This is a genomic window from Caballeronia sp. LZ001, assembly GCF_031450875.1.
Lineage (GTDB): Bacteria > Pseudomonadota > Gammaproteobacteria > Burkholderiales > Burkholderiaceae > Caballeronia.
Map to the genome: position 1 here is coordinate 2,080,822 of NZ_JARTVX010000004.1, position 13,244 is coordinate 2,094,065.

The window sequence follows — 13,244 nt, forward strand, 5'->3', positions numbered from 1 at the left end:
GCCAAGCGCCAATTGCCCCAGCGCTCAAGCAGAACCCCCACCCCAAGCTCTACAATAGCGGTCTGAATCCCGCAATCGAATCAATACCTTATGTTCAACCCTAGCCGCGACGAAGTTCGTCAGTTCTTCACCGAAACCTGGCGCAAGGAGCGCGCGAGCGAAATTCTCACGCCGCTCGAAAGCATGGCCGCCGACTGGATGCGCGAGCATCCGGAATATCACGACGCGCTCATCGATCCTGAAGCACAAGGCGCGGACTATTCGCCCGATCGCGGCCAGAGCAACCCGTTTCTGCATCTGTCGATGCATCTTGCGATCACCGAACAGTTGTCGATCGATCAGCCGCCTGGCATTCGTCGAGCGCACGAGCGACTGGCCGCGCGGCTCGGTTCCACGCACGAGGCGCAGCACGCCATCATGGAATGCCTCGGGCAGGTGATCTGGGAAGCGCAGCGCAGCAACACGCCGCCAGATACCGACGCATACCTCGCGCTCATCGAGCGTCGAGCTTCAAAGGACTAACTTCGCCGGACTAAACATCTTCGAAGCCGCGCGACAAAGCAAAACACCCCGCTCGATGCGGGGTGTTTCGTTTGATGCGAACGAACCGAAGCGCGCTTACTTCTTCAGCACGAGGTTGCCATCGAGCGATTCGATATAAGCCGCGAGATCCTTCAGGTCGCTCTGCGACAGGTTCTGCACCTGCGCCGCCATGATGGCGTTGTTGCGGCCGAAATTCGGATTTCCGCCGCCAATCTGATACTGCCGGAGCGCCCAGTAGATATAGCTCGCATGCTGACCCGCGAGACGCGGATACTCGCCGCTCACTGGTTTATTGAGGTTAGGGCCGTGGCAGGCCGAGCAATTGTGGCTCTCGGACAGTGCCTTGCCGTTGCCGACGTCCGCCGCGTGCGCAACATTCAACGCCGCCATGCCGATGAGCGCCGCTGCCGCGCATGCCGCCTTGAAGCTTGTGTGGAGTGCCTGAGAGGGCATCATGAATTCTCCTGTGTCCATGCAATACCGGATTGCCGTATCGACGTCGGCGCATGAGTGCGCGCGCGTCGCATCGAGTCAAACGCTAAACAGCACGGATCACTTGTCGGGATTGTTCTTCGATTGGGGAGTTTGCGCGGCGTAGTACGCGGCAATATCGGCGATGTCCTGATCGGACAAGGTAGTCGCGATGGCGCGCATGGTGTCGAAGTGGCGGTCGCCCTTCTTGTAGGCATGCAGCGCATTGGCGATGTACTGCGCGTTCTGACCGCCGAGCATGGGCACTTCATAAACTTCGGGATACGCCGTGCGATAGCCGGGTATGCCGTGGCAGCCGATGCACATCGCGACCTTGCCCTCAGCGGCCTTTGCGTTGCCCACGACGTCGGCCGACGCCTGGGTCGCGAAGCCGGCAAGACCCGACAGCGCTGCAATCACGGCACATTTGCCGACAAAATTGTTCATAGCTTCTAACCTAGCATGAGGGGAAATCCGGCGCGCTTCTACCGCCTGGGGCCAAGGCCGCGCCGAGCGCATCACAACCTTCTCGGGACTGTTTTCGCTATTTAGCCACGCAGGCCAAAAAAATCGGGCTAATTGTACCGCGCGACCTCCCCACCGTCCACAAGGGGAGATCGCGCGAAAGCCCTGCTGACAAGGGGAATCGGCTGAAAAGCAGCCAACCCGCCTGCGACAATTGGTCCCTGCACAAACATTCCGATTGACTTCACCCGACTTCGGATGCAGGGCCGGCGCGCGTGCTCCGGCGTGCCTGAAGCGGCTCACACGATACCCCGGCAAGCCCCGATGCCAAAAGGTCTTCTGACTTATACTGGGATTTTTTTCCTCACCGGACTTCGTCATGCGTTTCGAAGGCTCATCGCAATACGTCGCGACCGACGACCTCAAACTCGCGGTGAACGCCGCGGTGACGCTGCAACGCCCGCTCCTCATCAAGGGTGAACCCGGCACCGGCAAGACCATGCTTGCCGAGGAAGTGGCAAGCGCGCTCGGCATGCCGCTCCTGCAATGGCATATCAAGTCGACCACCAAGGCCCAGCAAGGCCTCTACGAATACGACGCCGTCTCGCGCCTGCGCGACTCGCAACTCGGCGACGAGCGCGTGAAGGACATCCGCAACTACATCGTCAAGGGCGTGCTGTGGCAGGCCTTCGAAGCGGATCGACAGACGGTGCTCCTGATCGATGAGATCGACAAGGCCGATATCGAGTTTCCGAACGACCTGCTGCGCGAACTCGACCGCATGGAGTTCTATGTCTACGAGACGCGGGAACTCGTGAAGGCGCGGCATCGCCCGCTCGTCATCATCACGTCGAACAATGAGAAGGAACTGCCCGACGCGTTCCTGCGCCGCTGCTTCTTCCACTACATCAAGTTCCCGGATGCGCAGACGATGAAAGAAATCGTCGAAGTGCATTACCCGGACATCAAGCAGGAGTTGCTCGCCGCCGCGATGCAGAGCTTCTTCGAACTGCGCAACGTGTCGGGCCTGAAGAAGAAGCCGTCCACCTCCGAGCTGCTCGACTGGCTGAAGCTGCTTCTCGCCGACGACATCCCGCCTGAAGCACTGCGCTCGACTGATCAAAAGCAGATCGTGCCGCCGCTGCACGGCGCGCTTCTGAAGAATGAACAGGACGTCGCGCTATTCGAGCGGCTTCTGTTCATGAACCGCAACAACCGCTAACCAAGCCCTGGAAAAAGCACGCATGAGCCGCTGGATCGAACCCGTCACGCTCGAAGGCGAGCACGTCAAGCTCGTGCCGCTCACCGTCGAACATGAAGCCGCGCTCACGGTCGCTGCTTCCGACGGCGAGTTGTGGAAACTCTGGTACACCTTCGTGCCGTCGCTCGACAAGACGCGCGCATATATCGATACAGCGCTCGACATGCGCGACCGTCTTGGCGCGCATCCCTTCGCGGTGATCGATGCGAAGACTGGCGATGTCGTCGGTTCCACGCGCTATTTCGCGGTCGACGAAACGCATCGGCGGCTGGAAATCGGCCATACGTGGTATGCAAAGCGCGTGCAGCGCACCGCGCTCAACACCGAAGCCAAGCTGCTCCTGCTCACGCATGCCTTCGAAAGGCTCGATGCGATCGCCGTCGAGTTCCGCACGCATTTCATGAATCACCGCTCGCGTGCAGCCATTGCGGGGCTTGGCGCGAAGCAAGACGGCATTCTGCGCAACCATCAGATAGGACGCGACGGCGTGTTGCGCGATACCGTCGTGTTCTCGATCATTCAGTCGGAATGGCCCGCGGTGCGCGCGCATCTGAAGTATCGGCTCGACCGCTGATTCACCTCGCTATGGAGAGCGCGCCATGCTGATCGACTTTTTCTACTCGCTGCGCGACGCGAAGCTGCCCGTCTCGGTCAAGGAATACCTGACCTTGCTCGAAGCGCTGAAGGCCCAGGTCATCTCGCCCTCGCTCGACGAGTTCTATTTCCTCGCGCGCATGGCGCTCGTCAAGGACGAGAAGTACTTCGACAAGTTCGACCGCGCGTTCGGCGCGTACTTTCATGGCATCACCGAGTTGCCCGACGAAGCCTTCGAGGTTCCGCTCGACTGGCTCAAGAAGCGGCTCGAACGCGACTTCACGCCGGAAGAGAAAAAGCGCATCGAGGCAATGGGCGGTATCGACAAGCTGATGGAGCGCCTGAAGGAACTGCTCGACGAGCAAAAGGACCGCCACGAAGGCGGCAACAAGTGGATCGGCACGGGCGGCACGTCGCCATTCGGACATGGCGGATACAACCCGGAAGGCATCCGCATTGGCGGCGATTCGCCCGGCGAGCGCAGCGCGGTCAAGGTGTGGAACGAGCGCGCCTATGCCGATTACGACGATCAGGTGGAAATCGGCACGCGCAACATCAAGGTCGCCTTGCGACGCTTGCGCCGCTTCGCGCGCGAAGGCGCCGCGGACGAACTCGATTTGCCCGACACCATTCGCAGCACGGCAGCCAACGCCGGCTGGCTCGATCTGAAGATGGTGCCGGAGCGCCACAACAAAGTGAAAGTGCTGATGCTGCTCGATGTCGGCGGCTCCATGGACGATCACATCAAGCGCGTCGAAGAGCTTTTTTCGGCGGCGAAGGCCGAGTTCAAGCATCTCGAGTTCTTTTACTTCCACAACTGTGTGTACGACTATCTGTGGAAAAACAATCGGCGCCGGCATGCCGAACGCACGCCGACCTTCGACGTGCTGCATAAATTCACGCCGGACTACAAGCTGATCTTCGTCGGCGACGCCACCATGAGTCCCTACGAAGTGCTGCAACCGGGCGGCTCGGTCGAATACAACAACGCCGAAGCCGGCGCGGTGTGGCTGCGGCGTCTTGCCGATCAGTTTCCGCATCATGCGTGGCTGAACCCGGAGCCCGAGCGGCTGTGGGAATATCGCCAGTCCGTTTCCGCGATCCGCCATGTCCTCGGCAACCGCATGTACGCGCTCACCATGGCAGGCCTCGAAAGCGCGATGCGCGCGCTGTCCAAATAACCATCCACCACGCATGAACGTCTCTTCCTCCACGCCCGCCCCGCTTCGCCCGCTTGCCGATACCTCCCTTTCCGCCATCGTCGCCGGCTTCGTCGCGATGATGACCGGCTACACCAGTTCGCTCGTGCTGATGTTCCAGGCGGGCCAGGCCGCGCATCTGTCGGACGCGCAGATTTCGTCGTGGATCTGGGCGCTTTCCATCGGCATGGCGCTGTGCACGATCGGCTTGTCGCTGCGCTATCGCGCGCCTATCGTCGTCGCGTGGTCGACGCCGGGCGCGGCCTTGCTCATCTCGTCGCTGCCGAACGTGGCGTATGGCGAGGCGATCGGGGCGTTCATCGTGTGCGCGGTGCTCCTGACCGCGGTCGGCGTGACGGGCTGGTTCGACACGCTCATGAAGCGCATTCCGTCGGGCATCGCCGCAGCCTTGCTTGCGGGCATTCTGTTCGAAATCGGCATCGAGATTTTTCGAGCGGCGCAAATGCAGACGGCGCTCGTGCTAGTGATGTTCTTCACGTACCTCATCGCCAAGCGCCTGGCGCCGCGTTACGCCATTCCGGCGACGCTCATCGCCGGAATCGCCGTCGCGGGTTCGCTCGGACTGCTCGACTTTTCGCGCTTCCATGTGGCGCTCGCACACCCCGTTTTCACGATGCCGTCGTTCTCCGTCTCGGCAATCGTGAGCATCGGCATTCCGCTCTTCATCGTGGCGATGGCCTCGCAAAACGTGCCGGGCATCGCCGTCTTGCGCGCCGACGGCTACGACACGCCTTCCGCGCCGCTCATTTCGACCACCGGCATCGCTTCCTTGCTGCTCGCGCCGTTCGGCTCGCACGGCGTCAATCTCGCGGCGATCACGGCCGCCATCTGCACCGGCCGCGAAGCGCATGAAAATCGCGACAAGCGTTATACGGCGGCGGTCTGGTGCGGCGTCTTCTATCTCGTCGCGGGCACGTTCGGTGCGACCATTGCGGCGCTGTTCGCGGCGTTCCCGAAAGCGCTGGTCGTTTCGGTCGCGGCGCTCGCGCTTTTCGGTTCGATCATGAGCGGACTCGCCAACGCCATGCACGACGTGCGCCAGCGCGAGCCGGCGCTCGTCACGTTCATGGTGACGGCTTCCGGGCTGACCCTGCTGTCGATCGGCTCCGCATTCTGGGGTTTAATCGCGGGCGTCGTGACGCATCTGATCCTTAATGCGCGCCGGCCGAGCGCCTAAAATGACGGTATCGGCCGGCATTATCTGGCCGAGACATTGCAACTACTTCTGCATCACCGTCATGTCTCTGATCGACAAATTACTGGCGCGCGGCATCTCCGCCGGCGCGACAAAGCGCAAGACGATCGTTCGCGTCCTGCTCGACGACACCGGCACCGTCCAGGATGTCGTGCTCAAAAAAAGTTGCGGCGATACGGCCAAGGACGCGCGCGCCCTCAAGGAAGTACGCGCCATGCGCTTTCCACGCGGGCAGATCGGTTCAGGCACGGTGCGGCGCTGGCACGAGCTGGCGTACAGCATCGAGTGACCGCGCTGTAAGGAACCGTGCCGTGCAGCTCCGGTCGAAGCCGGGCATGCCGCGTGCGCGCTTTCAAGCGTGAAACCCGTGCGCGGGACTAGAATGATGAAGTCAGAAATCAGGGGCGCGCCGCAGCCGAAGCATCGCATGCGGCGTCGCGTTCAAGGGCAAACCGCGGGCCACCGCAATTGACAAGGCGCATTGCGCCGACAACTCGACATGACATCCGCTCTCGACCAGCTCAAGCAATACACCACCGTCGTCGCCGATACCGGCGACTTCCAGCAATTCGTCGCGTTCAAACCGCAGGACGCCACGACCAATCCGTCGCTGATCCTGAAGGCCGTGCAGAAGGACGACTACAAGCCGCTGCTCGAGAAGACCGTCAAGGAGCACAAGGACAAGCCGATGGGTCAGATCATCGACAATCTGCTCGTCGCGTTCGGCACCGAGATTCTGAAGATCATTCCGGGCCGCGTATCGACCGAAGTCGACGCACGCCTTTCGTTCGACACCAAAGGCTCGATCGACAAGGCACACGAAATCATCAAGCTGTACGACGCAGCGGGCATCTCGAAGGACCGCGTGCTGATCAAGCTGGCGTCCACGTGGGAAGGAATCCGCGCGGCCGAGGTGCTGCAAAAGGAAGGCATCCACTGCAACATGACGCTCTTGTTCTCGCTGGCGCAAGCCGTCGCGTGCGCGGAAGCCGGTGCGCAACTGATCTCGCCGTTCGTCGGCCGCATCTACGACTGGTACAAGAAGTCGGCGGGCGCCGAATGGGACGAAGCGAAAATGGGCGGCGCTAACGATCCGGGCGTGCAGTCGGTGCGCCGCATCTACGCGTACTACAAAAAGTTCGGCTACAAGACGGAAGTCATGGGCGCGAGTTTCCGCACAGTGAGCCAGATCACGGAACTCGCGGGTTGCGATCTTTTGACCATCAGCCCCGATCTCCTGAAGAAACTCGCCGACAGCGACGAGAAGGTTGAGCGCAAGCTCTCCGCGGATTCGGTCAAGAACGAGAACGTCGAGAAGATCAGCGTCGATGAGCCGACCTTCCGCTTCCTCGTCAACGACGACGCCATGGCCACCGAAAAACTCGCGGAAGGTATTCGCGCGTTCGCTGCCGATGCAATCAAGCTCGAAAAGCTGATTACCGCGCTTCAATAAGCCGGGCGCTTCCCCAATGCAGTACAACAAATGGCGCACTTGCACTGCGCCATTTTGTTGTCATGGGTCAGTGTTTCTGTAAACGCACTATTCCCGTTTATTTTGACCTAAATTGACCTTTTCCCAGTTTCCATAAACGCGCGTTGCAATAGACTGCGAGGCTCTGAGGCAAAACGTAAGAGCTTAAAAAGTCAGTCATGCAACTCGATACTTATGTGTTCTTCAACGGCGACTGCGCGGACGCGCTCGCTCTCTACCAAACCGCACTCGGCGCGGAGATTCATGCGCTGATCCGCTTTCGCGACACGCCCGACAGCGCGAGCGTTCCGCCCGAATGGCAGGACAAGGTCATGCACGCGCTCTTCAGCGTGGGACCTAACGCCATCATGGTGTCGGACGGCCAGTTCGGTCAGCCGTCGAAGGCTTATCAGGGCTTCACGCTGTCCATCGCCGCCGACGACGCGGCTTCCGGCGAGCGCATGTTCAACCAGCTCGTCGAAGGCGGCGAAGTGCTGACCCCGTGGCAGGCCACGTTCTTCACGGCAGGCTTCGGCATGCTGAAGGATCGTTTCGGCGTGCCCTGGCTCATCAACGTGGTCAATACCACCGAGGAAGCACCCGCGCAGGCGTGACAGCCCGCTCACTGAAGGCGCGAGACGAGCACAGTCAATCGTTGAGCGGCCGTGCGCCTTCTATGTTCCACTGCCGCTCGATCTCACTCAGTCGCAAGCGCAGGCGTTCCACCTGCTCCGCAAAACGCATGGCGAGCCAGTGCATGCCCTGCGTCGATAAATCACTTTCATTCGCTTCTCCTGGCATCGGCGTGAATACGGTCAGGTCCACGCTTCGGTGCAAAAGACCCACGCGCCCGAAACGCAGCGCGCGCGACATGCGCAGCAGCTTGTGCCGCGCCTCCTGCTCACGCGGCGTGCAGTCAATGCCGAAATTCTCCCCCGCCGACGAAGCCAGCATTTCCAGTGCCGCCAGGATCGAACGATGCAGGCGCTGAATCTCCTCTAGCCGCGCAATTGGCACATGTGTTTCCTTTGCGACCGATTCCATCAAGCCGCGCGCCTGCACGAGACGCTGGCTCATCGCAAGAAAGCGCCGCGTGGTTTCCTCGGGCAACAGCGGCTTGCCATCGAGCAATGCGCCGTAAAGCCGCGCGCATTCGCGCAGGTTGTCCGCCAGCCGATAGCGCCACGAATACGTTGCGTACTGCGGCAGCACGAACGAGAACGCCAGCGCGATGGCAATGCCGATCATCACATTGGCCGTGCGCCACAGCCCGACATCGAAGGAAAGATCGCCATGACCGGAGACGATGACCATTGTGATCGCGGTCAGCAGCGCGACATAGCCCGCCTTGCCGATTGCGTAGTAGGCGCACGCGCCCGCGAACAGGGACATTAGAAAGAAAAACAGCAGGAGCGAGCCGAACAGCGCATGCACGAGGATCAGAAAGAGGCCGATGCCCGCGCCGAGCGCCGTACCCAGTGCCCGTTCAACGGCTTTCTTGCGGATATTGCCGTAGTGCTGCAAGCCGCCGATCACGACCAGCAGCGACACCGACGCCCACACGCCATGCGGGACGTTGATGCCGGTCGTCACCAGAAACGAGGTTGCCATGCCGAGCGCGACGCGCACCGCGTGGATCACGTTCGCATGCCGGTATCGAAAATACGGCGAAGCGAGCCCGTGCATGAGCCGCCTTGCCTGCATGCGCCGGGGTGACACGGAAGTCTGTAAGGGCATGGTCGCTCGTGGTCCGAAGTCGAAACGCCCGCAACAGCCGGAAGGCGGTTACGGGCGTTCAGGGTATCAAACGCGGAGGAATCGCGCGATCAACCTTCCACGATGTCCAGATAATCTTCCGGACGTGTACGGTCATCCGAACGTTTGAGGCCGAGCGCGCGTACCAGCAGGCTCACGACGATGGACACCACGAGATTGACGATCAACGCCCACACCGCCGCATAGCCCGGCACGGCGTAGCCGAACATATGCACGGTGAAGATCGAGCCCTTGAGTTGCAGCGATACGGCCATCCACGTACCCGTGCCGATACCCACCGCCCAGCCGATCAGCAGACCGCGATGATCCAGCACGCGCGTATAGAGACCGAGCACGAGCGCGGGAAGCGTCTGGATGATCCAGATGCCGCCGAGCAGTTGCAACTGGATGGCATAAGTGAGCGGCAGCGCGAGAATGAACACCACCGCGCCCACTTTCACGATCAGCGAGACGAGCTTGGCGACGTTGGTTTCCTGCTCGGGCGTCATCGACCGGTTGACGAACTCGCGATGCACATTGCGCGTGTAGAGGTTGGCCGCCGCGATCGACATGATCGCCGCGGGCACCAGCGCGCCGATGCCGATGGCCGCGAACGCCACGCCCACGAACCACGACGGGAAGTAATGCAGAAAGAGCGCCGGCACGGCGAAGTTCGCGCCATAGGCCTTGAAGTACGACGCGTATTCCGGCATGTCCTTCACGCCCGAGGCAAGCGCCATGTAGCCGAGCAGCGCGAGCAGCCCGAGCACGAGCGAGTACGCGGGCAACAGTGCCATGTTGCGGCGAATGGTGTTGCCCGAGTTCGACGAAAGAATCGCCGTCACCGAGTGCGGATACAGGAACAGCGCGAGCGCCGAACCCACCGCGAGCGTCGCGTACGCGCTGTAGCCGTTGAGGCTCGCGGTATCGGGCGCCTTCAAGAGCAGCTTGGCGGGCGGCACGACCCCGAAGATGTGCCCGAAGCCGCCGAGCTGCGCGGGAATGATGATCATCGCGGCGATGATGGTGATGTAGATCAGGACGTCCTTCACCACGGCGATCATCGCGGGCGCGCGCAGGCCCGAGGTGTACGTGTAGGCCGCGAGAATCGCGAACGCGATGATGAGCGGCATGTCGCCGAGCAATCCTTGCGTCGAAAAGCCGAGCGCGCCGATCACCACTTCGATGCCCACGAGTTGCAACGCGATATACGGCATGGTCGCGACGATACCCGTCACGGCGATCGCCAGCGCGAGCATGCGGCTGTTGTAGCGTGCATGCACGAAGTCGGCGGCGGTTACGTAGCCGTGCCGCTTCGCGATACTCCACAGCTTCGGAAACACGACGAAGGCGAACGGATAGATCAGGATGGTGTAAGGCAGCGCGAAAAAGCCCGTCGCGCCCGCGCCGAACACGAGCGCCGGCACGGCCACGAAGGTGTACGCGGTGTAGAGATCGCCGCCGAGCAGGAACCACGTGACGACGGTTCCGAAGCGCCGGCCGCCCAAGCCCCATTCGTCGAGCTGGCCGAGATCGCCCTTGCGCCAGTGCGCGGCGATGAAGCCTAGAATCGTCACGCCGACGAAGAACAGGACGAAGACGAAAGTCGCGGTGAGATTCATCATCGCGGGGCTCCTTGTCGGGGCGTGGCACGACCCGAGGACAGCGCCTTGGTCTTCTTATAGACGACGGCCGTGATGACCGCGCTGATTAGCACCCACAGCAACTGATACCAGTAAAAAAACGGAAAGCCCCACAGAACCGGCTCGATCTTGTTGTAAAACGGCACCCAAACCACGCCGATCCATGGAAGGATCAGAAGCCAGAGCCAATGCTTGTTGCGTGGTTGTCCTGTGCCGGTCGCAGCTTCGTGAGCCATGACGGTCTCCCTATTGTTTTGAGCATTCGCTTTGGCCGCGGCCAGGCGAGGACGGTCGGTCGCTCGCTCGAAAGGCCGGTTGCCATCTTGCATGGCACGCCGCTGAAAGCGCCCCGAAATAACAGGAGGAGTATATGGACCGAAAAACGCGGGTCAAGCAGGGGGAATCCCGACTAATCCCCTGATAAGAAATGAGATCGTAAAAATCGCCGGGATCGCCTGCCTGGATTGGCTGGAGCGGAACCGAGGATCAGATGGCGAACGAACCGGTCATCGGCAGCTTCGCGATTTCAGCCAGGCCTTTTACCCACTTGCGCGCGGGCAGGCCGAGTTGCGCTTCGATCAGCCTGGCGCGGGCTTCGAGCGCGGCGAACGGCACGTCTAGCGCGGGACCGGCGAAGGCGAGCGCGATACGGTTGCCGTCGTGTACTTCCGGCAGCGCGATCACGCGATGGGCAAATGCCTCGTTCAGATGCCGCATGTTGCGCACGAAGCTCGGGTGATCGCCGAACAGGTTGATCGTGACGACGCCCGCATCCGGTGTGAGACACGCCCGGCACGCGCGATAGAACGACACGCTGTCGAGCACGGGACCGCGCGCGCTGGCGTCGTAGATATCGATCTGCAGCGCGCCGATGGTGCCGTGGTTCGCGCGGTCGTTGACGAACTCCCACGCGTCGCGTTCGGTGACGGTGAGGCGCGCGTCGTCGTACGGAAGCTCGAACATGGCGCGCGCGGCGATCACGACCGCCGGATTCAACTCGACCGCTTCGACTTGCGCGCGTTTCAGGAAGCGATAGCAGAACTTGGTGAGCGCGGCCGAGCCGAGCCCGAGTTGCACGATGCGCGCCGGCGTCTCGATGAAAAGCAGCCACGCCATCATCTGCTGCGCGTATTCGAGTTCGAGGTGATCGGGCTTTTTGATGCGCATCGCGCCCTGGATCCATTCAGTGCCGAAGTGCAGATAACGCACGCCGCCCTCTTCCGAGAACGTCACGGGCGCGAAGCGCGGCTTACGCGGCGCGTCGATGCGCGGCGCGTTGGCGAGATCGTCGTCATCGCCCTTGATGCGGCGGCGGTCCTGTTTCGCCGCGTCCTTGTTGCGGCCGAACGCGCGTGCTTCGGCGGATGCGCGCTTGATCAGATTCTTCATTGTGTGCTGAGAATGTCGCGCCAGACGCGCAGTTTTTGGTCGAACGAGAGCATAGCATTGGCCGCGCTCGACGAAGGCAGCACGAGCGTCGCGTAACCCGCGGCGCTCGCCTGCGCTTCGAAGCGGCCCGAAGTCTTGCCGTTGAAGCAGACTTTCCCGAGCGCGGGAAAGCGCGTGTGAAATGCGTGGAAGTCGTTCGCGGCGGCGTTGCGGATTGCGCTGTCGAGGCTGCCCTGGCGCTCGCATGCGGCGAGCACGTCCCATAAGCCGATCCGATGAGCGAGCAGGCGTTGCAGACGTTCCTCGTAGCTGAATTCATGCAGCGGTTCGCCGATCACCGCGCCCACGAGCCGCCAGAATTGATTGCGCGGATGCGCGTAGTACTGCGTCGCCGTCAGCGATGCGACGCCCGGAAAGCTGCCAAGAATCAGCGTATGCGTGGCGCGGTCGGCCACGGGCGCGAATCCGGTCAGCGTCATCGGGCTTTCTCGTCCGCGACGCGCTTTGCATGCGAACTCAGGTGCTCGAACGCCCGCGCATGCTCACGATGATGAACACCCCGCGGTCTTGCCGATTCCGCGAGCCGGGCCCAGAGCGCATCGAGCATGCATTCGGTGACCATGAGCGGCGCGCCGTGGCGCAGGAATACCGAGCGGCGCGCGTGCAGAGCATGTCCGGGCGGCGTTTCGCGCAAGGCCAGCGCATGGAGCGGATGCCGCGCGGTGACGACGCGGCTTGCGAGTACGGAACGGGACACGCTGCTGTCGCTGTAGAGAAGTTCGGCGAGCGGGCGGGTGCGCAGGCGGCGCATCGATTGCCAGATGCCCGTGCTGTGCGACAGCGCGACGATGCTGTGCGCGACTACAACTGCGACGCCATCGACCTTCAACGCGACTTCGCGCGTCCACACTGGCGTGCGCGGCGTGACGCCGAGCGATTGCCATTCGTCAAGCCACGGCGCGGCGACGCATTCGCGCGTCACTTCCACAGTGACTTGTCCTAGCGCGCGCAAGTGCGCGGTCAGGGAGCCGCCGCGTGTGAGCCAGTCTTTTTGATGCCCCGTAAGCGATGCGAGCGGCGCGCTGCGCCAATGGCGGTCGACGGGATCGGTGCAGGTCAGCATGGCATTGATTATAAAACCGCGCTTGCCCTTCGGACAAATCGTATGGAATGGCGGCGCGCAACGCAGCACACTGAATTGCAGACCGTGGATTTCACGATCAGCGCATTTATAAAA

At 61.9% G+C, this 13,244-nt stretch carries 16 protein-coding genes; 8 read left to right on the forward strand and 8 right to left on the reverse strand.

The genetic code is table 11. The features are described 5' to 3' along the window. Positions 1-90: 90 nt before the first annotated feature. Positions 91-522, forward strand: coding sequence for a DUF1841 family protein (locus tag P9292_RS20510; protein WP_250464171.1), 432 nt, complete (start codon positions 91-93; stop codon positions 520-522). 96 nt (positions 523-618) lie between these two features. On the opposite strand, the gene P9292_RS20515 is transcribed toward P9292_RS20510, so the two are convergent. Both P9292_RS20515 and P9292_RS20520 read right to left on the reverse strand, forming a co-directional pair. Continuing rightward, the gene (locus tag P9292_RS20515; RefSeq protein ID WP_244827509.1) at positions 619-999 is read right to left on the reverse strand and encodes a c-type cytochrome; all 381 of its coding nucleotides are present in this window, start codon (positions 997-999) and stop codon (positions 619-621) included. A gap of 96 nt (positions 1,000-1,095) precedes the next feature. Then, on the reverse strand, positions 1,096-1,461 hold the full coding sequence (locus P9292_RS20520; protein WP_061121774.1) for a c-type cytochrome: 366 nt from the start codon (positions 1,459-1,461) through the stop codon (positions 1,096-1,098). A 397-nt stretch (positions 1,462-1,858) separates the two neighbouring features. On the opposite strand from P9292_RS20520, the gene P9292_RS20525 reads away from it, so the two are divergent. The 7 genes from P9292_RS20525 to P9292_RS20555 all read left to right on the forward strand — a co-directional run bounded on the left by P9292_RS20525 (position 1,859) and on the right by P9292_RS20555 (position 7,834). Continuing rightward, positions 1,859-2,701, forward strand: a complete 843-nt coding sequence (locus P9292_RS20525) for a MoxR family ATPase (protein ID WP_244827508.1) — start codon at positions 1,859-1,861, stop codon at positions 2,699-2,701. A gap of 22 nt (positions 2,702-2,723) precedes the next feature. Then, positions 2,724-3,314: a GNAT family N-acetyltransferase gene (locus tag P9292_RS20530; RefSeq protein WP_309961004.1), complete on the forward strand. Its 591-nt coding sequence runs from the start codon at positions 2,724-2,726 to the stop codon at positions 3,312-3,314. Between the two features lie 25 nt (positions 3,315-3,339). Then, positions 3,340-4,515: a VWA domain-containing protein gene (locus tag P9292_RS20535; RefSeq protein WP_244827506.1), complete on the forward strand. Its 1,176-nt coding sequence runs from the start codon at positions 3,340-3,342 to the stop codon at positions 4,513-4,515. Positions 4,516-4,528: 13 nt separating this feature from the next. Next, positions 4,529-5,731 (forward strand): benzoate/H(+) symporter BenE family transporter, encoded by a 1,203-nt coding sequence (locus P9292_RS20540; protein ID WP_250508804.1) that lies wholly within the window; start codon positions 4,529-4,531, stop codon positions 5,729-5,731. Between the two features lies 1 nt (position 5,732). Next, positions 5,733-6,038, forward strand: coding sequence for an energy transducer TonB (locus P9292_RS20545; RefSeq protein WP_250464169.1), 306 nt, complete (start codon positions 5,733-5,735; stop codon positions 6,036-6,038). 210 nt (positions 6,039-6,248) lie between these two features. After that, positions 6,249-7,202 (forward strand): transaldolase, encoded by a 954-nt coding sequence (gene tal, locus P9292_RS20550; protein ID WP_244827503.1) that lies wholly within the window; start codon positions 6,249-6,251, stop codon positions 7,200-7,202. A 197-nt stretch (positions 7,203-7,399) separates the two neighbouring features. Further along, entirely contained in the window at positions 7,400-7,834 is a 435-nt protein-coding gene (locus P9292_RS20555; RefSeq protein WP_250464167.1) for a VOC family protein, read from the forward strand. Positions 7,835-7,868: 34 nt separating this feature from the next. Here P9292_RS20555 and P9292_RS20560 read toward each other — a convergent pair whose 3' ends face one another. From P9292_RS20560 to P9292_RS20585, 6 genes are all read right to left on the reverse strand, one after another. Beyond that, positions 7,869-8,957, reverse strand: a complete 1,089-nt coding sequence (locus P9292_RS20560) for an FUSC family protein (RefSeq protein WP_309961007.1) — start codon at positions 8,955-8,957, stop codon at positions 7,869-7,871. A gap of 89 nt (positions 8,958-9,046) precedes the next feature. Next, positions 9,047-10,597, reverse strand: a complete 1,551-nt coding sequence (gene mctP / locus P9292_RS20565) for a monocarboxylate uptake permease MctP (RefSeq protein ID WP_244827999.1) — start codon at positions 10,595-10,597, stop codon at positions 9,047-9,049. After that, complete coding sequence (locus P9292_RS20570) at positions 10,597-10,854, reverse strand: DUF3311 domain-containing protein (RefSeq protein WP_244827500.1); 258 nt, start codon at positions 10,852-10,854, stop codon at positions 10,597-10,599. Before P9292_RS20570 ends, mctP begins: the two co-directional genes overlap by 1 nt. A 250-nt stretch (positions 10,855-11,104) precedes the next feature. Beyond that, on the reverse strand, positions 11,105-12,007 hold the full coding sequence (locus P9292_RS20575; protein WP_250508800.1) for a spermidine synthase: 903 nt from the start codon (positions 12,005-12,007) through the stop codon (positions 11,105-11,107). Further along, positions 12,004-12,486 (reverse strand): DNA-deoxyinosine glycosylase, encoded by a 483-nt coding sequence (locus tag P9292_RS20580; protein ID WP_309961010.1) that lies wholly within the window; start codon positions 12,484-12,486, stop codon positions 12,004-12,006. Before P9292_RS20580 ends, P9292_RS20575 begins: the two co-directional genes overlap by 4 nt. Next, entirely contained in the window at positions 12,483-13,130 is a 648-nt protein-coding gene (locus tag P9292_RS20585) for a chorismate lyase (RefSeq protein ID WP_309961012.1), read from the reverse strand. Before P9292_RS20585 ends, P9292_RS20580 begins: the two co-directional genes overlap by 4 nt. Positions 13,131-13,244 lie beyond the last annotated feature (114 nt).

Bases quoted from the DNA above. Each gene is read 5' to 3' on its own strand.
- tal (WP_244827503.1), top strand. From the start codon at position 6,249: ATGACATCCGCTCTCGACCAGCTCAAGCAATACACCACCGTCGTCGCC.
- P9292_RS20585 (WP_309961012.1), bottom strand. From the start codon at position 13,130: ATGCTGACCTGCACCGATCCCGTCGACCGCCATTGGCGCAGCGCGCCG.
- mctP (WP_244827999.1), bottom strand. From the start codon at position 10,597: ATGAATCTCACCGCGACTTTCGTCTTCGTCCTGTTCTTCGTCGGCGTG.
- P9292_RS20520 (WP_061121774.1), bottom strand. From the start codon at position 1,461: ATGAACAATTTTGTCGGCAAATGTGCCGTGATTGCAGCGCTGTCGGGT.
- P9292_RS20545 (WP_250464169.1), top strand. From the start codon at position 5,733: ATGACGGTATCGGCCGGCATTATCTGGCCGAGACATTGCAACTACTTC.
- P9292_RS20540 (WP_250508804.1), top strand. From the start codon at position 4,529: ATGAACGTCTCTTCCTCCACGCCCGCCCCGCTTCGCCCGCTTGCCGAT.
- P9292_RS20580 (WP_309961010.1), bottom strand. From the start codon at position 12,486: ATGACGCTGACCGGATTCGCGCCCGTGGCCGACCGCGCCACGCATACG.
- P9292_RS20570 (WP_244827500.1), bottom strand. From the start codon at position 10,854: ATGGCTCACGAAGCTGCGACCGGCACAGGACAACCACGCAACAAGCAT.
- P9292_RS20535 (WP_244827506.1), top strand. From the start codon at position 3,340: ATGCTGATCGACTTTTTCTACTCGCTGCGCGACGCGAAGCTGCCCGTC.
- P9292_RS20525 (WP_244827508.1), top strand. From the start codon at position 1,859: ATGCGTTTCGAAGGCTCATCGCAATACGTCGCGACCGACGACCTCAAA.
- P9292_RS20560 (WP_309961007.1), bottom strand. From the start codon at position 8,957: ATGCCCTTACAGACTTCCGTGTCACCCCGGCGCATGCAGGCAAGGCGG.
- P9292_RS20555 (WP_250464167.1), top strand. From the start codon at position 7,400: ATGCAACTCGATACTTATGTGTTCTTCAACGGCGACTGCGCGGACGCG.
- P9292_RS20510 (WP_250464171.1), top strand. From the start codon at position 91: ATGTTCAACCCTAGCCGCGACGAAGTTCGTCAGTTCTTCACCGAAACC.
- P9292_RS20515 (WP_244827509.1), bottom strand. From the start codon at position 999: ATGATGCCCTCTCAGGCACTCCACACAAGCTTCAAGGCGGCATGCGCG.
- P9292_RS20575 (WP_250508800.1), bottom strand. From the start codon at position 12,007: ATGAAGAATCTGATCAAGCGCGCATCCGCCGAAGCACGCGCGTTCGGC.
- P9292_RS20530 (WP_309961004.1), top strand. From the start codon at position 2,724: ATGAGCCGCTGGATCGAACCCGTCACGCTCGAAGGCGAGCACGTCAAG.